Below are 25,874 nucleotides of genomic sequence, written 5' to 3' on the forward strand. Positions count from 1 at the left end.
GTGAGATTCTTTTAGAATCAGCGAGTAAAAGTGGTGCGGGGGGAAGCTTTCAGAAGGCCTTTTAGGCCGTGGCCGGTAAGAGAGGCTTCCAGCCGAAGAGCAAACCACCCGTTTTCACGGGTGGTTATGATTAGATTTGTGATTTAGGAATGTCTGAGAGCTTTCAGCCGCTGATCGCCTATGTACCAGATGGTTTCACGAATAACCACAAAGTAAATAAATATGTGGAAATCACTGATTTGCTGGGCTCCATTCGCTCTTACCTAGCAATGATTTTGGATTATTTTTGAGGTGTAGGAAAAGAGATATATGCAAGCTAATTTCACTGTATTTCCTGAGTGTGTCGATTGAAAAATTAGTCAGCTTGGCAAATTCGCCAATCGTATAAGTCATCTCTTAACCTCCCGTTCAAAGTTAGTGTTAAGTATACCTGAAATTACTGATTGCAGAAACCACCGCTGCAAAAGGGTTGTAATCAAAAGAATACATAGTATTGCACCAAGAATCATACTATACTTTAATCTAAGAAGAGAAAGGACATGAGCAGAGATGACTCGATTATTAGAGAAATGTTTGTCGTATATTGATGAAGAAGAGGTCTTAGCGCTGGTAAAACAGCTGGTGGGTATTCAAAGTTTTCCTCCGGATTTTAACGAACGCGATGTGGCAGTCGCTGTTGCAGAAAAATTTGAAGAATACGACATTCCAGCGTTTATTGATGATCTAGGGAACAACCGAGGCAATCTTCGAGCAGCAGTCGGCACCGGAACAAGACGACATTTGATGCTTTGTGGGCATTTTGACACCGTACCTCCTCTAAGTGAAGGCTGGTTGTCCGATCCTTTTGAAGCAGAGATTCGAAAGGGTCGAATGTATGGACGCGGAACTTGCGATATGAAGGGCGGCGTTGCAGCTTTGGTATTGTCTATGTGTTATTTGCAAAAAGCTGGGATTGTTTTAAATGGCACTTTATCCTTTCTCGGAACGGCTGGAGAGGAAACGGAATTAGACGGGGCACTTGCCTTTATGGACGAACATGGTGTAGACGATATTTCCGGTATCCTGATTGCTGAAGCCAGCAACAAGGAGGTGTACGTGACTCAAATGGGGACGTATTGGGTCGAACTGGAGTCAAAAGGAATCTCTGCTCATCCGGGTGTTTCCTGGCAGGGTGTAAATGCACTGTTGAACACGATCAAATTTATCGAGAAATTCCGTCATTATGATTTTGGTGTAGCTGAGCATCCGCTTCTAGGAAAGCCAACGCTGAATATCACGACCATGCATGCTGGCGAGATCAGCAATGCACTGCCAGTGAATTGCAAGAGCACGATCGATATTCGGACGACACCAGGGGTGGATCATGATGAGATTACAGCCGCTATTGAAAAAATCATCAAGGAGCTTGAAACAGAAGAGGACACGTTTAATCTGACTTATCGTGTTCGGTTCAACCATCCGTCAACCGAAACAGCCTTAGATGACCCGCTCTGCTTGGCCGCTTTTGAGGCCAGCAAAGCCGTTTTTTCAAAAGAAGTAAAGGCAGCTGGTACTTTTTTCGGTACGGATGCTTGTGTAATGAAAAAAAGTGACGGCACGTTTCCACCGTTGATCATCTATGGACCGGGTGATCCTACGAACAACCATAAGGTAAATGAATTTGTGGAAATCTCTGATTTGCTGGATTCTATTCGCTTTTACCTTGCATTGATTTTGGAGTATTTTGACGTCCAGGAAATGTCATTCATTTAAAAGCTTATTTCGCGGCGTTTTACTTCCTTTCGTATATGATAGAAGAAGAGAAATGCATCCAGTGCTCTTTTTGTCACTGGTTGAAAGAGAATGGAGGAAAATTATGAAGAAAGCTCGATTAATTATCAATCCCAGTTCTGGCGAGGAAAAAGCACTGGATTATCAGGTACAGGCAAAAGAAAAATTAAGCCGCTATTTTGATGAGGTGGATATTCAACAAACGGAAAAAGCTGGCGATGCTGAAGAATTCGCAAAGGAGGCAGCCTCCGATCATTACCATAGCGTTTTCGTTATGGGCGGCGATGGAACCGTGAATGAAGTCATTAATGGACTGGCGGAGCAGGAACATCGTCCCTATTTCGGGTTCTTTCCGATGGGTACAGTCAACGATTTGGCCCGCGCACTCAATGTCCCGCTAAACGTGGAGAAAGCCATTGATTCTTTTGATTTTGAGCGCACCAGCAAGTTGGATCTTGGCAAAATAAATGGTCGCTTTTTTTCAAATGTGGTAGCAATCGGCGCGATTCCAGAAGGGATTAAGGATGTCGATCCAGAGGAAAAGACGAAGCTTGGAAAATTGGCCTATTTTGTCTCCGGTTTTAAACAATTATCGGAAAATCAGGCGTTTTCGTTCAGCGTAACGGCGGATGGTAATCAGCTGGAAATCAAAAGCAGCACGATTTTAATCGGCTTGACCAACTCAATCGGCGGATTTGAACAGCTGCTTCCAGAAGCCCAAATAGATGATGGCCGACTGCATCTCATCTACCTCAAAGATTCCCGGTTTATCGAAACTGTAAAAACAGTGCCTACTTTGTTAAAGGGCGTAGATCGATCCACTAAAAATGTCGGATACCAGACGGCGAAGACTATCACTGTCGATTTGTTGGAAGACACTCATTTGTCCACAAATGTGGATGGGGATGAAGGCGACTCGTTGCCTGTCGAGGTCAGCGTTCTTCCGGGACATTTAACGGTGTATACAGGGGATCCCTCGTGATCGGCCACTTAAAATAACAACATAAAAAGATATTACACTAAAAAGACTTGCCTGCAAAAGAAGCAGCAAGTCTTTTTTCTATTCAAAACCTCATGTATACACTTGTGTAAACTCAACAAAATGAATAAATTTGTTACTTCCTTTTGTGAAAAACTCGGCCATTTATAACTTTTTGATGATTTTGATTAAAAATATTAAAAATATTCTTAAAAACTTAGTGAACATACATAAAAATATCAAAAATACTAATATATAGGCCGTAAAAAGAATAAAATGATGAGAAAAAAAGCGTATTACTGTAAAAAATTGCTTATTTTCTAGTATAATTATCATGGTAAAAAGTTATCTGCTATCTATTTTTTTAAGATCATCCATCTGAGAGGATTTTAATCTGATTGATGCTTACGGATCTAGGTTAAAAAATAGCAAGCAGTCTTCATATCTAAAGAACGGAAATAGGAGATGTCAATGAAAAAAAGTATGAAACTGATCGCGGCTATGGTTTTGACTGCTCAATTCGGAGTCTTTTTGCCAACTGCATCGTTTGCTAGTGAAGCAGACCCGACGATCAAGACAGTAAAAAGCATAGCAGAGCCAACAGAAGAAAGTCAAACAAACAACGTTCCTTCACCAACAGATCCGATTGAGGAAAATGAATCAGACGGCGAAGACGAGAGCGGTGAAAGTCAGGAACCAGCGCCAGAACCACCATCTGAAGAAAGCGGAGAAGAACCACCAGCGCCAGAACCGCCCAAAGAAACTGAGCAGCCGCCAACGCCAGATCCTCAACCTGAAAAGCCAGCACCGACACCAGTGCCTCCAGGGCAGCCGCAAACCCAACAGCCTAGTTACGTGGCACCTTCTGTACCGATAATTAGTAGTGAAGAGGAAACCGAGGCTAAAGATGGCTCCATTCATTTTGAAAAAAATGAGACTGCAGAGAGCTTCATTCGCAAAATTGGCAACTCGGCAAGAAAAGTGGGTCAAGAAAATGATCTGTATGCGTCAGTCATTATTGCTCAAGCATTACTAGAGTCAGGCAATGGCAGCAGCAGTCTGTCACAGGCACCCTATTACAATCTTTTTGGTATTAAGGGGGCATACAAAGGAAAAAGTGTATCTTTTAGTACACAAGAAGACACTGGTGGTGGGAACATGATCACCATCAATGATGGGTTTCGCGTGTACGATTCCTATCAAGAGAGTTTAGAGGACTATGCAGAGCTGATTAAAGAAGGCATTGCAGGCAATCCTGAGTTTTACAGCGGCGCCTGGAAAAGCAATACAGAGTCTTACGAAGACGCAACTAAGTTTTTAACTGGCAAGTACGCAACAGACACACAGTACAATCAAAAGCTAAATGGATTGATCGAAACTTATGAGTTGACCGAGTACGATAAAGAAGGGACCGACCTTGATGTGAACGTCAGCGGCTATGCGATCCCTATGGCTCAGTATGATATCAGCAGCCATTTTGGACCGCGCGGCAGAGAATTCCACCGAGGTATAGATATGGCTGCACCACAGGGAGAACCGATTTATGCCAGCAAGGAAGGCACGGTCAAAAAAGCAGAGTATCATTCCTCGTGGGGCAATTATGTAGTGATCGATCATCCGGATGGGTATTCGACTTTATATGCCCATCAAAGCGAGTATTCTGTAAAAGCAGGCGAAAAAGTTCAACAGGGAGATTTGATCGGCTTTGTTGGTTCGACTGGCAATAGTACAGGACCGCATCTGCACTTGGAATTGTCATCCAGTTCTGATTTTTCTCAGTCTGATTTGATTGACCCTTATCCGGTATTGTTCGATGAATAAAACGATCAGGCTATCCTCACATGAGGGAATAGCCTGATCGTTTTTGTGAATGAAAAATCCACCCGAATGATCGAGTGGATCAGTGCCTATTTAGGGAAATAAGTGGTCACATAGGTGTCCACCGCTTTTAAGGCAGCGGCAACATCTTCGGGTGTAACGTCCAAAGTCATCTCATGAATCGTTTCCTCTTCAATAGTTGCTTGTTCACCGACTTTCAGCAACTCTTCGTAGGATGCATCCTTTAGATGCAGATCCTCTAACGTTGTCGGCAGATCAAGCAGCTGATACAATTCGATATAATTGTTCAGCTCTTCTGAATCAGCATTTTCCAGCATCAGCTGGGTCAGCGTCCCGTAGGCTACCTTCCGACCATGAGACAAGTCATGAATTTCGCCTTCCAGTACAGTAAACCCATTGTGGATCGCATGCGCTGCTGCAAGTCCAGCACTCTCAAATCCCAATCCGCTAAGTAGAGTATTGGCTTCAACGATTTGTTCGAAGGCTTCGGTGACTACGTGGGCTTTATTGGCTTCCATCGCTTTTAAGGCATTTTCAAACAACACCTCTTCTGCCTTTTCGGCGATCGCCATCCCTGCTGCTGTTTGAGCTCCGCCGGCCATTGTTTTTCCACGTTTTTGGGCTACCGCACGTGCTTCTACAAAGGTAGCTAACGCATCAGCGATCCCGTCTGCTAATAATTCAGGCGGGGCATTGACGATCACTTCGGTATCTACGAGAACCAAGTCTGGATTTTTGTCGTAAAAACGATAGCCTTCAAAGCTTCCTTCTGGTGAGTAGATTACCGATAAGGCAGATGTCGGCGCATCAGTCGAAGCGACTGTTGGCAGGACTGCAAGAGGCAGATCAAACTCATCCGCAACAGCTTTTCCTGTATCGATGGCCTTTCCGCCGCCTAAAGCGACGATCACTTCAATGTCTTTTTCTTTTGCTTTTTTTGTGATTCGATCAATTTCATCTTCTGAGGCTTCGCCGCCAAAGATTTCTTCTACGGGCTCCATGTCATTTTCTTTCATGCGGTCAAATAATTCCTCACCAACGATTTCCCATACCTCTTCATCGGTGATCAACAAGGCGGTTTTTCCTAAGGCTTTAATGTACTTTATGCCGTATTTCAACATGCCTTTGCCTTGAATGTAACGAGACGGACTTGCAAAAATTCTTTCCATAGTATGAACCTCCAATAAGTAGTAGCTTCTAGTGTTGCACAGAATGAAACCAATTTCAAAAAAGATGCTTAGTAAATTTTCATCATTTAGAAAGAATCTCAGCTTCTTTTTTTTGACAGTAATTCTGTGATCTTCTTTTCGTTTAGCTTTGTTCCAACGTTTGTTTGACAAAAAATAATTTAAAACAATGGTCAAATTCGCTTATTTTTAATAGTGGAAATGTAGACAAATGAAGATTTTATACTTATACTTGCACATATGAACAAATTAGATTATTTTAATAAATTGAATTTGCTTTTTTTACTATTTGGACTTGTTTTTTTGATCGTGGTTGGAGAGACCGCGAATGCCATTGAGGAGAGTACAGTGGAATCAACTTTTGATCTCACCCAAGGCACGCCATATTCTCAAAGGAAATTCCCGGCGTATTCCGTTTCTAAAAAATTAAAATGGGTGGCAGAGGATGCGAGCTGGATAAACGGTCAATTTTCTGAGACCTTGGACAATCAGTTCTACCATGAAAAGGCAAATCCTGAAGAGTACTTGAATATTCGACCTGTTTTTCGCCTTATCGACTTGGAGAAAAAACAAACGACGTATCGGGCGATGGCTGATTTTTCTTATGCTAAGGATATTGAGAAAATCGATTATCTGGTTTCGGTGGATGAGGAAAATGCTGGCAGTCACACCTATGCGGCTGTATTTCAGCCAGTGAACCAGACCTGGCAAGCTGATATTTCCATCAGTGACTACAAACGAGCAGGACGCTATCAGTTACATATAGCCGTCACTCATAGCGATGGAAGCTTTGAAGAGATCGAATTTGGAGAATTTGTTGTGGCTCGGCCTCGTATTCAGACAACATTGGATACGTCGAGAACGGATAAAGGACAGTTCGATGTTCTGATTGAGGTCGACAGCCCTTCTGATGTGGAGAAGCTGGAGGTTCCCGTATGGACAAAGGATGATAAAAGCGACACAAAAAAATACCAGGCAGTGCGACAAGATGCAGCGAACTATAAAGTTCGGGTTGATTACGAGGATTTCAAATTTCAAAATGGAGCCTACAAAACGGAAGCATTTTTTACGGGTCAAAACGGATTGACCGCACATAGTCTTGGTGATTCTGCTGAGATCAATCTGACCTCGCCAAAACGCTTGCGGGTACTTCAGGATTCGACCCTCTATAAAAATCGTCAGTTGAATCAAGGAGCCAATCAATTGCAGCGCAATTCGATGGTTCGAATTGTGGGCGTGGTCTACAATGATGAACAGAAGATCTTCAAAACAAACAAAGGCTATATTTCTGCTGAGAACTTGGCTTATAGTGAAAAAATTGACGATGTTCGCTATGTGGTCCATCGCGGCAATAGCAAAGTCGCACCCGAGAACTCTATTCCTGCTTTTGAGCAGGCGAATACTTGGGGTGTTGAAACGGATGTTCAATTGACCAGCGATAAGCACTGGGTGGTTTTGCACGATGACTATGTGGATCGGATGACCAATGGTTCAGGGGCAGTCAGCCAGATGACGCTGGCCCAGATCAGAAGCCTGCGAATTGATTCCGGAACCAATGTTGGCAGCTATAGTCCAAACCATTTGATCGTTCCGACATTGGAAGAATTTCTGATGATCATGCAGAACAAACAGGCGATCCCGCTAATCGATATCAAAGCCCAAAATGTAACGGCTGACGATTTTGATCGTTTGACGAATCTAATTGGTCAATACGGATTCGCGGATAGCGGCACTGTGATCTCCTTTAACTATCTGCAGCTGCAAGAAGTCAAGCGGCGACTGCCGAATATTCGCGTACAGCTTCTAAGCGAGGAGCTTGATGAGCAAATTATCGCTGATGTCCATCGTTTGGGCAGCAATGCAGGTTTAGATGTGCGTTATGAAAATATTCAGTCTAAGGTCGATCTGGTAGCTGCAGCACAATCGCAAGGGCTGCAGGTGAATGCCTGGACTGTTCCAAAACGAGAATGGGGGAAGGCAGAAGCGCTGGGCGTTGATTTTATCACAGCCAAAACCAGCCCTAAATCCTTCTGACAAATTAAAGAGCAGCGGTCTGTTTTTAATCAGATCGCTGCTTTTTGATTTGTTCTGTTTTCCTTCTTCTATGACTCAAATTCGTTGCGGCAAAAATCCCAAAAATCGCGAATAATCGGAGTATGCAGATTTTCGCGCTTAGTGGCCAAATAAAGATATCTTTCAGGGAGGCGATCTAGGATTCGCAGTTTTTTGACTCCGTAAGACGAGATCGAAGGGATACTTGGCATAAAGGCGATGCCGAAATCACTTTCGACAAATCCCAATACACTATGGTCTTCATCCAGCTCGTACTCGATCTTTGGATGAATATCAAGATCATTCATGATGCTGTCCAGATGGGGTCGCAGTCCACTTTCTTTCGTATAATAGATAACGGGATATTTGATGGTCTCCTCTAAAAACACAGCATCCTTTTCAGCCAGCGGATGGTCATCCGGTACGACAACGACCAGTTCCTCTTTGGCAAAAACAGAGAATTGGATCTCCGGATCATTCTTGACCTTTGAACACACACCGACATCGATGATCCCCTCCTTCAGCATCTCCACGATCTGTTTTGAATTTCCTTGATAAAATTCAAATTGCACGTTTTGATGGACCTCTTGGTTTTTAAACCGTTTGATGATTCCTGGAGCTAATTTTGACCCGACCGTGTAGATAAATCCAAAGTGGATCTCTCCAGGAACCGGATTGGCCAAACTGTTCAACACTTTTTGACCCTTGTAAATTTCTTGCAAGGAAGGGGCTACATAGCTATAAAACAGACGGCCATTCTTCGTTAAGAAAATATTTCGTCCATTTTTCTTAAACAGAGAAACACCGAGTTCTTGTTCCAGTGTGGACATCGCATGGCTGATATTTGGTTGCGATGTTTGTAATTGCTTGGCTGCTTTGGTCATATGTTCGGTTTCCGCGAGCGCAAGAAAATATTCTAATTGACGTAAATTCATGATCACACCTCATTCATAAATAGATTTTATCAATTATACAAAAAAAAATCATCTATTTTTTAGATGATTTTAGATTAAAATAGCGAAAGCTGTTCTTCCTGCCCTTCATAAGTATGTAAAAATCTGAAAATCTCCTCTGTTCGGTACATGATATGATTGGCTTGGCACGTTTTGATAAATAAAGCCATTAGCTTCGAATGGTTGAGACTGTTGCAGACATATTGGTTTCCGTAAGCCCGGATATACTTTTCTTTGACTCCTGGGAAGTGCTGGTCCAGCTTGCGATAGAAATAGTCGCGGTTTCCGGCACGCAAGGTGACTCCAAAACTAAAACAGAGGATTCCTTTCACCCCAGCCTGTATACAATAATCTAAGATCCCCAGCAAGTTTTCTTCTGTATCGTTGATAAACGGCAAAATGGGCGAGAGCCAAACGACGGTGGGAATCCCGGCCTTTTGAAAAACTTTTAAGGTTTCAAAGCGTTCAAGTGTCGTCGCGACATTCGGCTCGATCAGCTTACAGAGTTTTTCATCATAGGTCGTCAAAGTCATCTGAACAACGGCTTTTGTTTGATGGTGAATCTCCTGCAATAGATCCAGATCTCGCAAAATACGGCTGGACTTGGTTTGGATTGCGATTCCAAAACGGTATTTTTTAATCAAAGCAAGGGCTTGACGGGTCAATTGTAGTCGTTCCTCGGTATGAAGGTAGGGATCAGTCATTGCTCCAGTAGTCACCATTGCCGGCTTGCGCTTGCGTTTCAGTTGATCCTCCAAGATCGCGACGGCATTTTCTTTGACCTCGATATCTTCAAATACATGATTTAATTGATAACAGTCGCTGCGGCTGTCGCAATAAATACAGCCGTAGGTGCACCCGCGATAGAGGTTCATATTGTTTTTGGGAGACAGGATGGTTTTATACGGGGCATAATGCATGGCGGTCCTCCTTTGGGAACGTCTGTTCGTCTTGTTGATTATCTCATAAAATCTATCTGACAACAAGGAAAAGTCAGTATATAATATGCAATGGAGGAGAAATATGTTAAAAATTGGAGAGTTTTCAAAATTGGCTCATGTGTCCATTCGCATGCTGCGCCATTATGACGAGATCGGCTTGCTGCATCCAAAAAAAATCGATGATGAGTCTGGCTATCGGTATTACGAAGCCCATCAACTCGAACAGTTGGAACGCATTTTGATGTTAAAGGAATTAACATTTTCCTTGAAAGAAATCAAGCGGATTCTGACGGAAGGTCCTGAAGATTTCAAACGTGAATTAATCGAGAAATCAAAAGAAATTCAGACAGAGATCGAGAAGGATCAGCAGCGGCTCGAGATGATCGAGCGCAGAATATTGCAGATTGATCTGCCAAGGGAATACTGCATAGAAGTCAAAACGGTTCCAGCCTTTTTCGGGGTTTCGTTACGAGGAACGATTCCGACTTTTTACCACGAGGGAAGCATGTGGGAAACGTTTCATGCCTTGCTAGCGAAGCAAGAGATCCAAATCAGCCCGCAAGTTCCTAACAATGCCACGATTTTTCACGATCAGAAATATGAAGAGGGCAGCATTGATATTGAAGTCGTCTACGCCATCGAACATCTGATATCTGTCCAACAGCCTTTGCAGGTTCGAGAATTTCCTGAGCTGCCATTGGTGGGATCAATTCAAGTGGAGGGAAACTACCATCAACTACCAGAGGCCTACCATGCGTTTGCCAGCTGGCTAGAAAATCACCCAGAATATGAAATGAGCACGACAACACGACAAGTATCCTTTGTGGGACCAGAAGAAACAGAGGATCCAGAGGATTATTTTACAGAAATTCAAATTCCGTTGAAATCAGTGGTTGACCCTCACACAACGTCAGGGATTATCCTCTAATCAGGAGGGGATAATATGAAAGTAACATCGATTGGTACAGTTAGACAAGAAGGGGATAAAGCAGTTATTACACTGATTCCTGAAGTGAAGGAAGGGTTGAAGGGGTTAAAAGATTTCAGCCATGTCAAAGTGTTGTATTGGTTTGATCAGCTGGATATACCTGAGTTGAGAAAGCAAGTCATTCAAGAAAAACCGTATGTTCATGGACCAGAAGAACTAGGTGTTTTCGCGACGAGAGGGCCTGTTCGCCCGAATCCGATCGCAGTCTCTATCGCTGAGATTCTTGCGATTGACGAAGTAGCAGGAACCATTGAAGTCATCTATATCGATGCTGAATCCGGCAGTCCAGTCTTGGATTTAAAGCCTTATACACCGAGCAGCGATATTATCGAGACTTATCATACACCGGAATGGTGCAGGCATTGGCCGCAAAGCTATGAGGCTTCCGGAGCGTTTGATTGGAGTGCAGAATTCAATTTTCCAAGTTAAAAAAGAGGCTGTGACACCGTCACAGCCTCTTATCGTTGTTTAGATTCCTAGTAATGGCGCTGGATTTACGAATCCAGACCAAACGCCAGTGGATACACCGAAGTGCAAGTGAACGCCCGTTGAGTTGCCAGTTGTTCCCATTCCTCCAAGGACTTGTCCTTGACTGACTTGTTGTCCAGCCCCTACACTTGGAGCTGCATTCATATGCATATAGTATGAATAGTAGCCATCTGAATGTTTGATGATGACATAGTTTCCAGCAGACCAATGGTATTGCGCTTCAATCACGGTCCCTGATTTAGCTGCATGGATCGGTGTGCCTGCTGATCCGGCAAAGTCTATTCCATCATGCTGTGTACCAGATAATCCAGTCGGATCTACACGAGGACCGAATGGGCTAGTCACGACTAAACCAATTGAAAGTGGAGAACCCCAACCGCTGCTGTTGGTAGCCGGTGTGCCTGCTCCTGGATTGGTTGAAGGGACACCTGATGCACTTGGATCAGTAACACTACCAGCTTGTTGAGCTTGCTGTTCTGCTTGTTGCTGCTGGCGCTGTGCTTCCAACGCCGCCATCTCAGCTTCTGATTTTTCTTGTGCGGTTTGAGCTGCTGCTTGCTGAGCCGCTGCTTCATCGGCAGCCTTTTGAGCGGCTTCTGCAGCTGCCTTCGCTTGCTTTTCCGCTTCCGCTTGTGCTTTTTCGCGAGCTTCGGCTTCTTTCTTGCGTTGTTCCTCTAGTGCTTTCAAGGCTTCTTGACGTTTTTTCTCAGCCTCTTCTTTTTGTTTTTGGAATTTGTCTTTTTCCGCTTGTTCGGTTGCAATGCTTGCTTGGATCTCGTTGATTTTGACTTGCTGATCCAATTTCGTTTGAACCAATTTGTCTTGCTTGCTTTTTAGTTCAGCTGTTTTCTCGTTGATTACGACCAGACGAGCTTCGGCTTCTTTTTCAAGCTTTTGCAATTCTTCTTTGTCTCGTGTTTGCTGCTCCATCGTGTTCTTGTTGGCAGTCAGAATCGTCGAAACGGCAACGGTCTTCTTAACTGCTTCACCGATCGAGTTTGATTCCATCACAGCATTCATGACGGTAACCGCATCGTGATTGGTTTGAACATTTCGTGCTTGTTCTTTTAGTTTTTGATCACGTTTCTCGATTTTCGCCTGAAGATCTTGAATTTTAGCAGTCAACTCGCTCAGCTTCTGTTCTTCTTCGGCTTTCTCTTGAAGAATCCGTTCCACTTGCGCTTCTACATTGGCCACTTCCGTTTCCAAAAGAGCTTTCTCGGCTTCTGCAGACTTTTCAGTCTCTTGAAGACTTTCGATCTTTTGGTCCTTTTCAGCGATTTTTTGATCGTATTCATCGGCACTGGCAACGACTGGTCCGGCCAAGATGAACGCACATAAAGTCAATGCTGTGTATTTTCTTAATTTGATCATAGTTTTCCTCACTTACGAATATAAATAAATTCTAACGATTTGATTATAGCTGAATTCTTCAAAGAAAAGGGGGGAATTGCTCAATTTTTATCTAACCGTATAGTTTGTAATCTTAATGAAATATTATACTTGTGAGAAAGCCTATTTAAGACACTAGAAAATCTTTTAAAAGTTTTTTTATCGGAATGTTGAGCATTTATATAGCTCTTGCTTATAAATGAATGGCAGGTTTAAAAAACATACGGTAAAATTGTGGAACAAAGGAGGAATTTTCGATGGTTTGGAACAATCAAGAAGAAAAAGAAGCAGCATATCAACTGATGCTTGAACAACAAAAGGCGTTGTTGGAAGGGGAGACCGACCTGATCGCCAATCTGGCAAATTCGTCAGCATTGCTGAATCAAACCCTGCAGGAGACTGTTTTTGCTGGCTATTATCTTTATAAAGACGGGGAGTTGATCTTAGGGCCTTTTCAAGGCAATGTCTCCTGTATCCATATTCCGATGGGAAAAGGGGTCTGTGGGGAGGCGGCAGAAAAAAATCAGACCTTGATCGTCAAGAATGTGACAGAACATGCAAACTATATCGCTTGTGATTCAACTGCGATGTCAGAGATCGTCGTACCAATGAAAAAGGGGGAACAGCTGATCGGAGTATTGGATCTAGACAGCTCCGAAGTCGGGATGTACGATCACATTGATCAGTTCTATTTAGAGCAATATGTTACGCTTTTATTAGAAAACGTTTAGCAAATTATAAAATTACACCTCATATTTAATCGCTTTTTGCGTTTAATATGGCACATTAATGAAGTTAATGATACAATTATAATGTAGTTAAAACGAACAATGAGGTGGTTAAATGAGAAAAGAAGCGATTGTTATTGGAAAAAACTACGAATGCCGTAAAACCGATTTTGCACGTCCGATCATTGGAGAAGTTGTAAAGAAAGAAGACGAGGGCTGTATCGTAAATGTAGAGCGGTTCTATGGACTTGATGCCGACAAAATCAATGCTGCGGATGGAAAAGTCATGATTAAATATAGTGAAGTCGCTGGAATCGTGTCCTCAGAATGCTTTTTCAGTTAAATAAAAAAGGCCGATTAGGCCTTTTTTATTGCAAAGATTTAAATAATTCCGAAGCATTCATTTCTCTAATCGTTTGCTGCTGTAAAGGTACGGGCCTTTTCTCATCCGGGGAGGCTTTGTAGCGATAATCAATAACTTTTTCCTCTTGATCGTAATAGACCCAGATGATTTCATCACCAATATCCTGCAAATCTGCATGCAAGTCCAACAGCAGATCTCCTATCGATTCATAATAATTCATACCGACTCTCCTCATTCGTTTTGATACTATTCAAGTCGATCCAATAAATATGGATGTTTTTCTCGTTTGAATGGCGCTTCTTTTCTCTCAGTTTCCCTTGATTGGCCAAAATGGTTTTTTCGGAACCTGGATTATCTTCAAGGCAGCTCACCATTACTTTTGTTAAGCCAATCTTTTTGGCCTCCTGCAAAACAAGTTCGAGCATTTGTTTCGCGTAGCCTTTTCTTCGTTCGCTTGGTCTGACAGCATACCCGATATGACCGCCATACTCTTGCAAAATTGGGTGTTGGATGTGGTGACGCAGATCAACCAGCCCGATTATCTTTTGATCGGCTTCCCGCACCGCAAAAAAGGTTGTTGCTGAGACCCAGCCGGTTTTTTCTATTTCTGAAGTCCGGCAGAGAGCTAGATGATCTAACCAAGCGCGATAGTCCATTTCATCGAACCGGTTGCCTCCGTCGATCTTAGGCTCGTGGTGATCAAAGAACTCCTGCTTCATTTCACTGGCTTGCTTTTCATGATCGATCGATGGTAAAACCAGATAAATCGAAGTCATAAACATACACCTCCCTATAGTATTTGATGCTTATTATAATCAATCAATGCATAAAAGCAAAACCGGTCTATCTTTTCAAATAGACCGGTTCTTATTATTGTTGAATAAATGAACAAAGAACCTCTCCAAAATCGGAGGTAGTCAAGGCTTGAATATTCAAAGCTTGGGCAAAATCATGAGTGACCTTTTGGTCCTTGATCGCTTGCTCAATGGCTTGTACGATCTTCTGGCTGGCTTCGTACCAACCTAGATAGTCCAACAGCATCGTAGCCGAAAGCAGTAAGGAGCACGGATTGGCCAGGCCTTCGCCTGCAATGTCCGGTGCCGTCCCATGAGTGGCCTCAAAAATGGCATGCCCTGTTTGGTAATTGATATTTGCGCCAGGGGAAATACCGATCCCGCCGACCTGAGCCGCCAATGCATCAGAAATATAATCGCCGTTCAAGTTCGTTGTTGCAACGACCTGATAATTTTCTGGATGCAGCAAAATCTGCTGTAGGAAATTATCAGCGATCACGTCGTCCACGATGACTTTCTTCGCCTTCTTGGCGTTATCTAATGACTGATCGGCTGCCGCTTTGCCTTGCTCTGCTTGAATCTGCTTATATTGATTCATTGTGAATGCCTGCGGGTATTCCGCCTCAATCATATGATAGCCCCAGTTCTTGAAGCCTCCTTCTGTGAATTTCATGATGTTTCCTTTATGGATGATGGTCAGTCTCGTTAGCTGATGCTCAATCGCATAGTCCATCGCTGAACGAATCAAACGCTGGCTGCCTTCCTCCGAGATCGGCTTGATCCCGATCGCGCTGGTTTCCGGGAACCGAACTTTATCGACAGACAGCTGTGAAGTCAGAAAATCAAGCAGCTGCTTGACCTCTGCCGACTGAGCTGCAAATTCGATTCCAGCATAAACATCCTCGGTATTTTCACGGAAGATGGTCATATCAGTTTTTTCAGGCTCTTTCAAGGGAGACGGGACACCGTCAAAGTAGCGAACAGGTCGAACGCAAGCGTAGAGGTCTAAAGTTTGGCGTAGGGTTACGTTCAAGGAGCGAAAGCCTTCACCGATCGGGGTGGTCAACGGTCCTTTGATCGCCAATTTGTGTTCTTGGATGGCTGCCACAGTTTCTTCCGGCAACCAATCACCCGTTTGTTTAAACGCTTTTTCACCGGCTAACACTTCGATCCAGTTGATTTTTTTCGAGTCCCGGTAACAAGTCGAGACAGCCGTATCGACTACCTTTTTCGTTGCTTCCCAGATTTCTGGACCGATACCATCTCCTTCAATAAAGGGGATCGTTGGATATTCTTGATTGCTCATCGTTAAGCTTCCTCCGTCATTTTTTTGCGGATCACCAATGGAAGAATTCCTTGGTTTTTCCAATAATCGATATCGGCTTGTGCATCGAACCTCAATTTAGCCTGGAAGTCGAGGGTGGTGCCGTCTTGTTTTATCGCCTGCACATTTACCAGCTGATTGATCGCAGGATTATCTGGCAGGTCGATCGAGAATGCTTCTTTTCCGGTGAATCCAAGAGTCTCGGCCGATTGTCCTTCCATGTACTCCAGTGGAACGATACCCATCATCACTAAGTTGCTGCGATGAATCCGTTCATAGCTTTCGGCTAAGACAGCTTTTACTCCTAACAAGGAAGTTCCTTTTGCAGCCCAATCACGTGAAGAGCCCATGCCATAGTCTTTTCCTGTCAAGATGATCGTGCCAATGGCTTCTTGTTGATACAGCATCGCAGCATCGTAAATGCTCATTTGTTCTTCTGTAGGCCAATAAATGGTATAGCCGCCAGTGGTTTCAGGAGTCAATTGGTTTTGGATCCGAATATTGCCAAAGGTTCCGCGCATCATGACCTCATGATTTCCCCGACGAGAGCCGAAGGAATTGAAGTCCTTGTAATCCAATCCACGTTGTTTCAAATACTGTCCAGCAGGGGATTGCAAAGAAATATTTCCTGCTGGAGAGATATGGTCCGTCGTGACGGTGTCGCCGAATTTTGCCAAAACCTTCAAGTTGGTTAGTGAAGGCGGAGTGTCTAACGTTTTGGACAGCTTTTCGAAAAATGGCGGGTTGGCGATATACGTCGACTGGTCATCCCACTCATAAGTGGCTCCCTCGGAAGTTTCGATCGCATTCCAGCGTTCATTAGATTGGTAAACCCCTTCATACGCTTGTTGGAAGTCCTCAGGGTTTAGGTAGGTTTCAATGTACTGTTCAACTTCTTCAGGCGTCGGCCAAAGATCCTTTAAGAAAACTTCTTTGCCGGAAACTACCGCGATCGGCTCAACAGTGAGATCCTTAGTGATCGTCCCAGCTAAAGCATAAGCCACCACAAGAGGAGGCGAAGCCAAATAATTCGCTTTGATCAGTGGATGGATCCGGCCTTCAAAATTACGATTGCCAGAAAGCACTGCCGATACCACCAAATCATTTTCTTGAATCGCTTCTTCCACCTGTTGATCCAACGGTCCGGAATTGCCGATACAAGTTGTACAGCCATACCCGACGATGTCAAAGCCAAGTGCAGCAAGCGGCTCCAGCAGGTTGCCATTTTCTAAATAGTTCGTGACGATTTTAGAGCCGGGAGCTAGCGATGTTTTGATCGTCGGAGCCACCTTCAGGCCAAGTGCTACAGCCTTTTTCGCTAATAGACCGGCTGCCACCATCACCGAAGGGTTACTGGTATTGGTACAGCTGGTGATTGCAGCCAAGGCCAAATCACCAGTAGCCAGCTCAAGCTCCTCGGAGACCTTGCCTGTTTTGCCGATCTCTTCATTAGATAGTCCGAAGCCTTGTGGTCCGCTCGGTTTCGTCAAGGAGGCTTCAAAGTTTGTTTTAACCTGATCTAACGGAATACGGTCTTGCGGCCGCTTTGGTCCAGCTAGAGAAGGCTTAACTTCTGACAAGTCTAATCGAATCACACGAGTATACGTCGGTGTCTCTGTTTCATCATAGAAAAGCTGGTTTTGTTTCGTATATGCTTCCACTAATTGGATTTGTGATTCGGAACGCCCAGTCAGACGTAAATAGTTCAGCGTTTCTTCATCGATCGGACAAAATCCGCAAGTTGCGCCGTATTCTGGTGCCATATTAGCGATCGTCGCGCGATCAGAAAGACTTAAACTGCGGTAGCCTTTTCCAAAATATTCAACAAATTTTCCGACAACTTTTTCATTTCTCAGCAACTGGGTCAAATGCAGCGCAAGATCGGTTGCTGTGGTTTCTGTAGCCAATGTACCGATTAATTCAACGCCAATCACTTCGGGTGTCGGGAAGTAGGAAGCCTCTCCCAAGATCGCCGCTTCGGCTTCGATTCCGCCGACTCCCCAGCCTAATACGCCGAGGCCGTTGATCATCGTAGTATGAGAGTCCGTTCCTTCAAGCGAATCTGGGAACAACAGTTGCTCGCCATTTTTTTCCTGCGACAGAATTACGTCAGATAAAAATTCCAGGTTGACTTGATGAATGATCCCGGTTTCCGGCGGTACCACTTCAAAGTTTTCAAAGGCTTGCTGAGCCCATTTTAGGAACTGATACCGTTCTTGGTTTCGCTCAAATTCTTTTTCGGTGTTGAAAGCCAAGCTTTCCTTCGTGCCGGCACAATCGACTTGGACCGAATGATCCACCACAAGAGTAACCGGAATCTCAGGGTTAATATCCTCAGGCTTCCCGCCTAATGCGACAACGGCATCCCTCATGGCAGCCAGATCCACCACGGCAGGAACTCCAGTAAAATCCTGCAGGATCACACGAGACGGGCGAAAGGGAATGACCCCTTCCGGTGCTTGCGGCTGATAATTGACCAATGCTTCCAATGCGTCGTATTCCTGATGGCGAGCCAAGCTTTCTAGCAATACTCGAATGCTGTATGGGTAGTCAGCAACATCTTTTTGATAGGAAGACAAAATATGCTTTATATCAAAAAATATGTATTGTTCGTCATTGACGATGATCTCTTTTTTCCAATCCAATCTACGATCCCTCCATAGTATGTTATCAATCAAAATCCGATTGGCTTTATTATACGAGGAAAGAAAAAGATTGTAAATCAAATTATTAAAAGTATTTCATTTTAAAATAATGGTGTTATAATGAAAAATGAGCCGGTAATACAACATAGAAATAGATTGGAGGATACGAATATGCTAGATTTAAACAAAATGGCTGAGATTTGTCGGCAAGAAGATTACTTGGATTCTGCCCTATACATAAAGCATAATGTGAACAAAGGCTTGCGGGATTTAAATGGGAAAGGCGTCCTGGCTGGTCTAACGAATATTTCGACAATCCATCCGCAAAAGGTTTTGGCTGACGATTTAATATCACGCAGTGGGGAATTGCGTTATCGAGGGATCGATATCAATGAGTTAGTCAGGGGCTTTGTGTCGGAGGGCCGACTGGGTTTTGAGGAAGTCAGTTATCTGTTATTATTTGGATCGCTGCCAAATCAAAAGCAGCTAGGAGAATTTATGGAGACGTTGGCGCAAAGACGAACACTTCCCACGAATTTTGTGAGAGATGTTATCATGAAGGCGCCTTCGCATAACATTATGAATATGTTATCACGAAGCATTTTGACATTAGGTTGTTATGATCCAAAAGCAGATGATATTAGTATTGAAAATGTCTTGTCTCAATCTCTGTCCCTGATCAGCACCTTTCCAATGATCGCCGTCTACTCCTATCATGCTTACAACCATTATGCGAAGGGCGAGAGCATGTATATCCACTTGCCATCTCCATCTTTGAGTACTGCAGAAACGATCCTGACGATGCTTCGTCCAGACAAGAAATACACCTTCCAAGAAGCCCAAACATTGGATATGGCACTTGTTCTGCACATGGAGCATGGGGGAGGGAATAACTCGACTTTCACAACGCGAGTCGTAACTTCAAGTGGTACAGATACGTATTCCACGATCGCAGCTGCTCTGGGTTCGCTCAAGGGACCAAAGCATGGCGGTGCCAATATCAAAGTTACTCAAATGATGGATGATCTGAAGGAGAACCTGACAGATATCAATGATGAAAAGCAGATCGAGGATTATTTGGAACGAATTCTGAATAAAGAAGCCTTTGATCGCCAAGGGTTGATTTACGGAATGGGGCACGCAATCTATGCAGAGTCCGATCCGCGGGCAGAGATCTTCAAGCGCTACGTTGAGAAATTAGCGAGCGAAAAGGGTTCTTGTGCCGAGGCCGATTTCGAATTGTATCGCAAAGTAGAACGACTTGCACCAGAAGTGATCAAAAAGCATCGCAAGCTTTACAAAGGAGTTAGTGCCAATATCGATTTCTTCAGCGGCTTCGTTTACAACATGCTGGACTTGCCGCAGGAATTGTATACACCAATGTTTGCGATCGCTCGGATCGTCGGCTGGTCTGCCCATCGGATCGAAGAATTAGTGAATGTCCAGAAAATCATTCGACCAGCCTACATGGAGGTCTCCGAGGAAGTAGATTATACAAATTTAGAAGATCGGAACTAGTGCTGCGCGCACTAGTTTTTTTGTTCGAGAGATAAGAAAAACGACCAATCGCAAAATTGGTCGTTTGTTGTCTTACTCAGCGCTTAGTGCCGCCATCGTGATGTAGTTGTATGGCTGGTTGAAGTGCGGTAAGAAGAAGATATCCAATAGTTTCATTTTGTCGATCGTTACTTGTTCTTCGATCGCCAGTGAGAACATATGGATGCCCATAGCAATTTCCGCGGTCGTCGAAGCCAATTGCGCTCCCACCACTCTGCGAGAGTCTTCTTCGTAAACAATTCGGATTTTCACTTTGTCATTTTCTTTCATAAATCCTGGTTTTTGCAGGTCTTCAAACTCAGTGTATTTCACTCGCATGCCATTTTTCTCAGCGGTCTCCACAGAAACCCCCGTCGAAACCATGTTATACCCAAAGATCGAAATTCCGTTTGAACCTTGAACGCCTGTTGACTCTAGCGCGGTTCCGCCAATGTTATGAGCAGCTACGATCCCTGAGCGAACAGCGTTAGTCGCCAAAGCAATATACGTTGTATTTTGCAGCGCATTTGAGTAAATCGTCGCACAGTCGCCTACTGCGTAGACAGAGGAATCACTTGTTTGCTGATGACGATCCACGACATAAGCACCGTTAGCAAATAATTCCAAATGTTCTTTGCCTAATTCATTGTTTGGCAAGAATCCGATTGCATTGATGACTAGGTCAACAGGGTATTCTCCTTTGTCCGTCACAATAGCTTCGACTTTATCCGTCCCTTTGTATTCGCGCGCTAGTTCATTGAAGTGAAGTTCAATCCCATGATCTGCCAACACTTTGTCCATATCATCTGTAAACCATTTGTCGTAATAGTTTGGCAATGAACGTGCTGCTGCATCAAAAAGCAAGACTTCCTTTCCGCGTCGTTTCGCGGCTTCAGCAATTTCCACACCGATATATCCTGCCCCGATCACTGCAACACTTTTGACTGAATCATCAGACAAAATGCCATCAACCGATTGACCATCCTGGAATCGCTTCAAGAAATGGATATTCTTGAGGTCTTTGCCAGGAACTTTTGGAGAAATAGGAACTGAACCAGTTGCTAGAATTACTTTATCATAAGATTCCACAAAGCGTTCGCCGTCTTTTGTAACTGCATGGACTTCTTTATTGGCAAAGTCCACACGTTCAACGGTCGTTTCCATCATGATCTTTGCACCTTTTGCTTCGAAATCCTCTTTTCTTGTATAGAAAAGTCCTTCATAAGAATCAATCTGACGACCTACCCAAAGCGCAGTCCCGCATCCTAAGTAACTCAAATTTGAGTTCCGATCGATCATCACGACTTCTTGGTCTTTGTAAGTATCTAATAACGTATTTGCTGCAGCAATCCCTGCGTGGTTTGCTCCGATAATCACTGTTTTTGGCATATAAAAATTCCTCTCTTTCGATAAAAAAGTTTTTAAATTCATTTCATTGATTAGCACTTCACAAATCTAAATACTAACTCCCGTTAAACGTTTGATGCGCCTCCTTTGACTTAAAAGAACTAACGACAAATTAAGATCCGATGGAAAATTCGCCTCGCTTTCCTAGTTGTTAAGCATGGTATCGCTCTCAGATACGATTATAGCAGAAAAACAAAACCATATTAAGAATAATTCTAAAGATTTTCAAATATTGTAGATTCAACGATGATTTCTGAAAACTGTGAAATAAAATTCAGGTAATTGAGAATGTCTAGACATTGATTGAGAGTGTTAAAAATTTATACAAGATTATGGAAATAATTGATAATTCCCCTTTAAAAAAACACCTGTCGTTTATAAGCTGAAGGTTTTTTTCGCAAAATCACATAAAAACGATAGAATTGAAATTTATTATTGACGTTTGGTCAACTATGATCAATGCGCAGAGAAACAAAAGGTGACGGGGCTTAATGAAGAAAATGAACGAGTCGCTTAGAATTTTGTAGATTTCAATCACGCATCGAACCATTCATCCTATTTTATTAAAAACACAATTTTTTTTGAGATCACAAGCTATTTTTTAACTTTCCACGTATAATAAAGATAAGATTGGACGCTGGAAAGGAAGGGAGAAGTATGCTTAATCCATTTATCAATGCAGGGTTAGAAATCGCTTTGAAAGAGCTCTATCGTGACAAAGTAACAACAGAACAGCTTTACCCTACGACCGACATTCAAAAAGAACGTTTAATTGTTTACGTATACCCCGATCACCTGAAATTTGTTTTTGTGGACCAAGAGCAGGAAGCAGCGGAGCTTTTGGAATAACTGCCAACTATGTCCCTTTACTTTTAAAATCAAGGAATACTCTTAAACTAAAAAGGAGACGAACAAGGTGAGATCTCACCTTGTTCGTCTCCTTTTGTACAGAATGGAGCCGGCGGGAGTCGAACCCGCGTCCAAACATCTTGCCACTTAAAAATCTACGCTCATAGTCAACTCGATTGAAGTTTCGCGTGATCAGCTGCCGAGTGACAGGCGACTGATGTTGCTAGTCTGATGAGCTCTTCTCAACCTTGCAGACGGAAAGGTTGAGCGTATCCCACTTAGAATAGGACCCTTACCCGAGCACATGGGCGATACCGGGAGGATCTACGCTAACTGTTTTTAGGCAGCTAAAGCGTAAGAATAGTTGTTTTCTTTAGCAGTTATATTTAACTGTAACGTTTTAGCGTAGACGTAACCTACGAAGCGCAATTCAAGCTCAAACGATGCCTGTCGAATCCGTAACGGCCCCATGATACAAGAAATTGTTGCAATAGATAGTATACCACTGCAACAATCAAAAAGTAAAGATGTATGTTTTTTTAAAGCAAGTTGAATTTCATTAAGGCTTTGATGATTCCATTTTCGGTATTTTTAGCAGTCACGTAATCTGCACACTCTAATACTTCAGGCAATCCATTTCCCATAGCGATCTTGGTATCACAGGAGTCAAATAAGCCTAAATCGTTGATCCCGTCGCCAAAAGCGAAGGTGGGAATATCCTGATACCCTAGAAATTCTTTGATGGCGTTGACGCCGTGTCCTTTGGTAACACCGGCATTGACCACATCTATGCAAAACGGTCCGTTTCGATAAAAGGTAAGTTCAGGAAAGGCCTTCTGGTATTGATGGTCGTTTTTATCAGACAAGACCAGCATCATATTGGTTGGGTCTTCTTCGTAAGCGGAAGAATGAACATCCGGTATCTGAAGATTAAAATGAGCATAGGATTGTTTTACATACTCGCTCAATCCTGAAATATAAACATTGTCCTCGGACAAAAAGGCGACTTCCTCTTCTTGATGCTTGGCAAAGCCCATCAACCGTTTGCAAAGCAGGGGATCGATTTTTTTTGATTGAACAATTGTCTGTCCAACCTTCGCCAGCATTCCATTCATGGTTACAGACGAATCAATATTGGCAGCCTGCTTAATCTCTTGAATTTCTGCCTCGCTGCGGCCTGTCGCAATGATCGGCAGGATCTTATTTTTTCTTAATTGAAGCATGGCCTCAGAAATGTCAGGCGTTACCTGTGAATGTTCATCCAACAGGGTTCCGTCCAGATCAAAAAAGGTGATTGCTTGATACATATGTCAACTCCTTTGTCTTTTTTCTTATCTTAGCAATAATTGAAGAAAAAACAAATACTTATTGAAGATAATTGTAAGGTAATGGTTGAAAAAGCTGAATTAGAGTATACTAAGAGTTGAGAAATGTGCGATCGGAGGACGTATGAATGAATATATTAATGATTGAAGACAATGAATCAGTTTCAGAAATGATGCAAATGTTTTTTTTAAATGAAGGCTGGGAAGCGACCTTTAAATACGACGGAAAAGAAGGCTTGGATGCATTTAAGGCAGAGCCTGAAAAGTGGGATATGATCACATTGGATTTGAATCTGCCTAGTATGGATGGAATGGAAGTGGGCCGTGAGATTCGAAAGATATCCAACACCGTGCCGATTATTATGCTGACCGCCAGAGATTCCGAGAGTGATCAAGTGATTGGCCTGGAAATGGGTGCAGACGACTATGTGACGAAGCCTTTCTCACCATTGACCTTGATCGCGAGGATTAAGGCACTTCATCGCCGCAGTGAACTGGCCATGGAGCAACAGGACCAAACAGAGAAGCCGGGGGAATATGACATTCAAACAGAGCATTTCAAAATGAATCTTAAAACCCGCGAGGCTTATTTAGATGAACAGCCAATCGACGGATTGACACCCAAAGAGTTTGACCTGCTGTACACGATGGCTAAAAAACCTCGCCAAGTCTTCACTCGAGAGCAGCTGCTGGAAATGGTGTGGGACTATCAATATTTTGGCGATGAACGAACTGTGGACGCTCATATCAAAAAGCTGCGCCAAAAAATCGAAAAGGTTGGGCCCCAGGTGATCCAAACAGTTTGGGGTGTTGGCTACAAATTCGATGATTCCGGAGTAGGCAAATGAAATACCTCTATCAACAACTCCTTGCCTTTGCTGGATTGATCTTGTTGATTTTATTGACACTTGGCATTTCATTTACTCAGTTTACCCGCCGCAGTATGGAGGAAAACAACTACAATCAATTGATCGGATTTACCGATTCGATCGAAGAGACCACGAAGAAACTTAGTGAAGTCAATCCGCATATTTCGAATGACTTAAACTTTCTTCAAGCGATCACTCTGACCGAGGGGATGCTTCAGCCGCAAAACGTCAAATTTGTGTTTGTGAGCAAGGATCAAATGATCGAATACCCAAGCGATCTGCGAATCGCCGAGCAGAACCTGATCACTAAAAAACAATGGGAAGCTCTAAAGCAAGGACAAGAACAAAAGGTTACGAAATCAAAGGATATTTATGGACAGCCAAGAAGTACATCCTATGCGATGGCCCCTTTTTTTATAAATAGTGATTTTTACGGAGTGTTGATTGTGACGCAACCGGCAAAAAATGTCGATTCCAGTGTAAAGCTGGTGACCAGCGACCTGTTCAAGGGATTTATTGTTGCCTCTGTAGTAGCGACCTTTGTCAGCTATTATTTCGCTGTGACTCAGGTAAAACGCATCAACCGCATGCGTTCAGCCACTAAGAAGATCGCCAGCGGCAATTTTGATGTGGTGATACCTAGTAAGGATAAGGATGAATTTGACGATTTGGCCAACGATTTTAACAGCATGGCAGTCTCGCTGAAGGAGTCCCAAGAGGAGATCGAAAGACAAGAGGAACGCCGCCGACAATTTATGGCAAATGCTGCTCACGAGATGCGTACACCACTGACCACGATTAATGGGCTGTTAGAGGGAATGCAATACAACGCGATTCCGGAAGATCAAAAGAAAAAGGCAATCAGCCTGATGCAAAATGAAACGGCTCGGCTAATTCGTTTGGTAAACGAAAACTTGGATTATGAAAAGATTCGTACCAATCAGATCAGCATCGTTGTCCAGAAATTTAATGCTACAGACGTTTTTAAGACCTTATTGACACAATTGGCCGGAAAAGCCGAGGCTGCCGGAGATGAATTGGTTCTGCTCACTGAGGAATCTGTTCCGGTGTATGCGGATTATGACCGTTTTGTACAGATCATGGTCAACGTTTTGCAAAATGCGATTCAGTTTACTACAGACGGTACGGTCTCTGTAGAACTCAGCAAGCAGGAAGATGGTACAGCAATCAAAATCTCTGATACAGGCATTGGCATGACCGAGGAACAAACCAAGAATATTTGGGATCGCTACTACAAGGTCGATCCATCGAGAAAAAATACCAAATACGGCGAGTCCGGATTGGGCCTTTCGATCGTTCAAGAATTAGTCCGATTGCACAAAGGCAAGATTCAAGTGGACAGCCAGATAAATGAAGGAACTACCTTTACGATCGTATTTCCAGACAAAGACATCGAAAAAACGGAGTAGATCGATCAAGATC

At 43.3% G+C, this 25,874-nt stretch carries 23 protein-coding genes and 1 other RNA gene; 13 read left to right on the forward strand and 11 right to left on the reverse strand.

Annotated features, from left to right (window positions below; genetic code table 11):
• Window positions 1–149: 149 nt before the first annotated feature.
• From NRIC_RS19375 to NRIC_RS17900, 4 genes are all read left to right on the forward strand, one after another.
• Entirely contained in the window at window positions 150–290 is a 141-nt protein-coding gene (locus NRIC_RS19375; RefSeq protein ID WP_175580154.1) for a hypothetical protein, read from the forward strand.
• Between the two features lie 259 nt (window positions 291–549).
• The gene (locus NRIC_RS17890) at window positions 550–1,752 is read left to right on the forward strand and encodes a M20 family metallopeptidase (RefSeq protein ID WP_146624086.1); all 1,203 of its coding nucleotides are present in this window, start codon (window positions 550–552) and stop codon (window positions 1,750–1,752) included.
• 103 nt (window positions 1,753–1,855) lie between these two features.
• On the forward strand, window positions 1,856–2,752 hold the full coding sequence (locus NRIC_RS17895; RefSeq protein WP_146624087.1) for a diacylglycerol/lipid kinase family protein: 897 nt from the start codon (window positions 1,856–1,858) through the stop codon (window positions 2,750–2,752).
• Between the two features lie 468 nt (window positions 2,753–3,220).
• Complete coding sequence (locus NRIC_RS17900; protein WP_146624088.1) at window positions 3,221–4,570, forward strand: peptidoglycan DD-metalloendopeptidase family protein; 1,350 nt, start codon at window positions 3,221–3,223, stop codon at window positions 4,568–4,570.
• A gap of 86 nt (window positions 4,571–4,656) precedes the next feature.
• Here the strand turns inward: NRIC_RS17900 and NRIC_RS17905 are convergent, their stop codons facing one another.
• A complete protein-coding gene (locus tag NRIC_RS17905; RefSeq protein WP_146624089.1) occupies window positions 4,657–5,757 on the reverse strand; it encodes a glycerol dehydrogenase in 1,101 nt (366 codons plus the stop codon).
• A 366-nt stretch (window positions 5,758–6,123) separates the two neighbouring features.
• On the opposite strand from NRIC_RS17905, the gene NRIC_RS17910 reads away from it, so the two are divergent.
• Window positions 6,124–7,809: a glycerophosphodiester phosphodiesterase family protein gene (locus tag NRIC_RS17910; RefSeq protein WP_175580155.1), complete on the forward strand. Its 1,686-nt coding sequence runs from the start codon at window positions 6,124–6,126 to the stop codon at window positions 7,807–7,809.
• A 68-nt stretch (window positions 7,810–7,877) separates the two neighbouring features.
• On the opposite strand, the gene NRIC_RS17915 is transcribed toward NRIC_RS17910, so the two are convergent.
• Together NRIC_RS17915 and NRIC_RS17920 are read right to left on the reverse strand one after the other, a co-directional pair.
• Window positions 7,878–8,762 carry a LysR family transcriptional regulator gene (locus tag NRIC_RS17915; protein WP_146624091.1) on the reverse strand — a complete coding sequence of 295 codons (885 nt, stop codon included), beginning with the start codon at window positions 8,760–8,762 and terminating at the stop codon, window positions 7,878–7,880.
• Window positions 8,763–8,836: 74 nt separating this feature from the next.
• The gene (locus NRIC_RS17920; RefSeq protein WP_146624092.1) at window positions 8,837–9,700 is read right to left on the reverse strand and encodes an SPL family radical SAM protein; all 864 of its coding nucleotides are present in this window, start codon (window positions 9,698–9,700) and stop codon (window positions 8,837–8,839) included.
• A gap of 103 nt (window positions 9,701–9,803) precedes the next feature.
• Here NRIC_RS17920 and NRIC_RS17925 point away from each other — a divergent pair, with 103 nt between their 5' ends.
• Both NRIC_RS17925 and NRIC_RS17930 read left to right on the forward strand, forming a co-directional pair.
• Complete coding sequence (locus NRIC_RS17925; RefSeq protein ID WP_175580156.1) at window positions 9,804–10,649, forward strand: MerR family transcriptional regulator; 846 nt, start codon at window positions 9,804–9,806, stop codon at window positions 10,647–10,649.
• Window positions 10,650–10,664: 15 nt separating this feature from the next.
• The gene (locus NRIC_RS17930; protein ID WP_146624093.1) at window positions 10,665–11,138 is read left to right on the forward strand and encodes an SAM-dependent methyltransferase; all 474 of its coding nucleotides are present in this window, start codon (window positions 10,665–10,667) and stop codon (window positions 11,136–11,138) included.
• 39 nt (window positions 11,139–11,177) lie between these two features.
• Here NRIC_RS17930 and NRIC_RS17935 read toward each other — a convergent pair whose 3' ends face one another.
• Window positions 11,178–12,572: a peptidoglycan DD-metalloendopeptidase family protein gene (locus NRIC_RS17935; protein ID WP_146624094.1), complete on the reverse strand. Its 1,395-nt coding sequence runs from the start codon at window positions 12,570–12,572 to the stop codon at window positions 11,178–11,180.
• Window positions 12,573–12,847: 275 nt separating this feature from the next.
• Between NRIC_RS17935 and msrC the strand changes: the two genes are divergently transcribed.
• Both msrC and NRIC_RS17945 read left to right on the forward strand, forming a co-directional pair.
• Window positions 12,848–13,321, forward strand: coding sequence for a free L-methionine (R)-S-oxide reductase MsrC (gene msrC / locus NRIC_RS17940; protein ID WP_146624095.1), 474 nt, complete (start codon window positions 12,848–12,850; stop codon window positions 13,319–13,321).
• Window positions 13,322–13,433: 112 nt separating this feature from the next.
• Window positions 13,434–13,661: a hypothetical protein gene (locus NRIC_RS17945; RefSeq protein ID WP_146624096.1), complete on the forward strand. Its 228-nt coding sequence runs from the start codon at window positions 13,434–13,436 to the stop codon at window positions 13,659–13,661.
• 25 nt (window positions 13,662–13,686) lie between these two features.
• Here NRIC_RS17945 and NRIC_RS17950 read toward each other — a convergent pair whose 3' ends face one another.
• From NRIC_RS17950 to acnA, 4 genes are all read right to left on the reverse strand, one after another.
• The gene (locus NRIC_RS17950; protein WP_146624097.1) at window positions 13,687–13,902 is read right to left on the reverse strand and encodes a hypothetical protein; all 216 of its coding nucleotides are present in this window, start codon (window positions 13,900–13,902) and stop codon (window positions 13,687–13,689) included.
• Window positions 13,889–14,458, reverse strand: a complete 570-nt coding sequence (locus NRIC_RS17955) for a GNAT family N-acetyltransferase (RefSeq protein WP_175580157.1) — start codon at window positions 14,456–14,458, stop codon at window positions 13,889–13,891. Before NRIC_RS17955 ends, NRIC_RS17950 begins: the two co-directional genes overlap by 14 nt.
• A 94-nt stretch (window positions 14,459–14,552) precedes the next feature.
• Window positions 14,553–15,782 carry an NADP-dependent isocitrate dehydrogenase gene (icd, locus tag NRIC_RS17960; protein WP_146624099.1) on the reverse strand — a complete coding sequence of 410 codons (1,230 nt, stop codon included), beginning with the start codon at window positions 15,780–15,782 and terminating at the stop codon, window positions 14,553–14,555.
• A gap of 2 nt (window positions 15,783–15,784) precedes the next feature.
• Window positions 15,785–18,445 (reverse strand): aconitate hydratase AcnA, encoded by a 2,661-nt coding sequence (acnA, locus tag NRIC_RS17965; protein WP_146624100.1) that lies wholly within the window; start codon window positions 18,443–18,445, stop codon window positions 15,785–15,787.
• 171 nt (window positions 18,446–18,616) lie between these two features.
• On the opposite strand from acnA, the gene NRIC_RS17970 reads away from it, so the two are divergent.
• Window positions 18,617–19,963, forward strand: a complete 1,347-nt coding sequence (locus NRIC_RS17970; RefSeq protein WP_146624101.1) for a citrate/2-methylcitrate synthase — start codon at window positions 18,617–18,619, stop codon at window positions 19,961–19,963.
• A gap of 72 nt (window positions 19,964–20,035) precedes the next feature.
• Here NRIC_RS17970 and nox read toward each other — a convergent pair whose 3' ends face one another.
• Window positions 20,036–21,370 carry a H2O-forming NADH oxidase gene (gene nox, locus NRIC_RS17975; protein ID WP_146624102.1) on the reverse strand — a complete coding sequence of 445 codons (1,335 nt, stop codon included), beginning with the start codon at window positions 21,368–21,370 and terminating at the stop codon, window positions 20,036–20,038.
• Window positions 21,371–22,045: 675 nt separating this feature from the next.
• Here nox and NRIC_RS17980 point away from each other — a divergent pair.
• Complete coding sequence (locus tag NRIC_RS17980) at window positions 22,046–22,237, forward strand: hypothetical protein (RefSeq protein WP_146624103.1); 192 nt, start codon at window positions 22,046–22,048, stop codon at window positions 22,235–22,237.
• Window positions 22,238–22,338: 101 nt separating this feature from the next.
• Here NRIC_RS17980 and ssrA read toward each other — a convergent pair.
• Window positions 22,339–22,706: a transfer-messenger RNA gene (gene ssrA, locus NRIC_RS17985) on the reverse strand.
• 70 nt (window positions 22,707–22,776) lie between these two features.
• Window positions 22,777–23,544 carry a Cof-type HAD-IIB family hydrolase gene (locus NRIC_RS17990; protein ID WP_146624104.1) on the reverse strand — a complete coding sequence of 256 codons (768 nt, stop codon included), beginning with the start codon at window positions 23,542–23,544 and terminating at the stop codon, window positions 22,777–22,779.
• Window positions 23,545–23,690: 146 nt separating this feature from the next.
• Between NRIC_RS17990 and NRIC_RS17995 the strand changes: the two genes are divergently transcribed.
• Together NRIC_RS17995 and NRIC_RS18000 are read left to right on the forward strand one after the other, a co-directional pair.
• Window positions 23,691–24,410 (forward strand): winged helix-turn-helix domain-containing protein, encoded by a 720-nt coding sequence (locus NRIC_RS17995; protein WP_146624105.1) that lies wholly within the window; start codon window positions 23,691–23,693, stop codon window positions 24,408–24,410.
• Window positions 24,407–25,861: an ATP-binding protein gene (locus NRIC_RS18000; RefSeq protein ID WP_146624106.1), complete on the forward strand. Its 1,455-nt coding sequence runs from the start codon at window positions 24,407–24,409 to the stop codon at window positions 25,859–25,861. Before NRIC_RS17995 ends, NRIC_RS18000 begins: the two co-directional genes overlap by 4 nt.
• Window positions 25,862–25,874 lie beyond the last annotated feature (13 nt).

It is taken from the genome of Enterococcus florum, from assembly GCF_004309355.1.
Classification (GTDB): Bacteria; Bacillota; Bacilli; order Lactobacillales; family Enterococcaceae; genus Enterococcus_A; species Enterococcus_A florum.

Coding starts and splice junctions, on each gene's coding strand:
- NRIC_RS17935 (WP_146624094.1), bottom strand. CDS start 12,572: ATGATCAAATTAAGAAAATACACAGCATTGACTTTATGTGCGTTCATC.
- NRIC_RS17895 (WP_146624087.1), top strand. CDS start 1,856: ATGAAGAAAGCTCGATTAATTATCAATCCCAGTTCTGGCGAGGAAAAA.
- NRIC_RS17990 (WP_146624104.1), bottom strand. CDS start 23,544: ATGTATCAAGCAATCACCTTTTTTGATCTGGACGGAACCCTGTTGGAT.
- NRIC_RS17945 (WP_146624096.1), top strand. CDS start 13,434: ATGAGAAAAGAAGCGATTGTTATTGGAAAAAACTACGAATGCCGTAAA.
- nox (WP_146624102.1), bottom strand. CDS start 21,370: ATGCCAAAAACAGTGATTATCGGAGCAAACCACGCAGGGATTGCTGCA.
- NRIC_RS17920 (WP_146624092.1), bottom strand. CDS start 9,700: ATGCATTATGCCCCGTATAAAACCATCCTGTCTCCCAAAAACAATATG.
- NRIC_RS17970 (WP_146624101.1), top strand. CDS start 18,617: ATGCTAGATTTAAACAAAATGGCTGAGATTTGTCGGCAAGAAGATTAC.
- NRIC_RS19375 (WP_175580154.1), top strand. CDS start 150: ATGTCTGAGAGCTTTCAGCCGCTGATCGCCTATGTACCAGATGGTTTC.
- NRIC_RS17905 (WP_146624089.1), bottom strand. CDS start 5,757: ATGGAAAGAATTTTTGCAAGTCCGTCTCGTTACATTCAAGGCAAAGGC.
- NRIC_RS17930 (WP_146624093.1), top strand. CDS start 10,665: ATGAAAGTAACATCGATTGGTACAGTTAGACAAGAAGGGGATAAAGCA.
- NRIC_RS17915 (WP_146624091.1), bottom strand. CDS start 8,762: ATGAATTTACGTCAATTAGAATATTTTCTTGCGCTCGCGGAAACCGAA.
- msrC (WP_146624095.1), top strand. CDS start 12,848: ATGGTTTGGAACAATCAAGAAGAAAAAGAAGCAGCATATCAACTGATG.
- NRIC_RS17925 (WP_175580156.1), top strand. CDS start 9,804: ATGTTAAAAATTGGAGAGTTTTCAAAATTGGCTCATGTGTCCATTCGC.
- NRIC_RS17955 (WP_175580157.1), bottom strand. CDS start 14,458: ATGACTTCGATTTATCTGGTTTTACCATCGATCGATCATGAAAAGCAA.
- NRIC_RS17980 (WP_146624103.1), top strand. CDS start 22,046: ATGCTTAATCCATTTATCAATGCAGGGTTAGAAATCGCTTTGAAAGAG.
- NRIC_RS18000 (WP_146624106.1), top strand. CDS start 24,407: ATGAAATACCTCTATCAACAACTCCTTGCCTTTGCTGGATTGATCTTG.
- NRIC_RS17890 (WP_146624086.1), top strand. CDS start 550: ATGACTCGATTATTAGAGAAATGTTTGTCGTATATTGATGAAGAAGAG.
- icd (WP_146624099.1), bottom strand. CDS start 15,782: ATGAGCAATCAAGAATATCCAACGATCCCCTTTATTGAAGGAGATGGT.
- NRIC_RS17900 (WP_146624088.1), top strand. CDS start 3,221: ATGAAAAAAAGTATGAAACTGATCGCGGCTATGGTTTTGACTGCTCAA.
- NRIC_RS17950 (WP_146624097.1), bottom strand. CDS start 13,902: ATGAATTATTATGAATCGATAGGAGATCTGCTGTTGGACTTGCATGCA.
- NRIC_RS17995 (WP_146624105.1), top strand. CDS start 23,691: ATGAATATATTAATGATTGAAGACAATGAATCAGTTTCAGAAATGATG.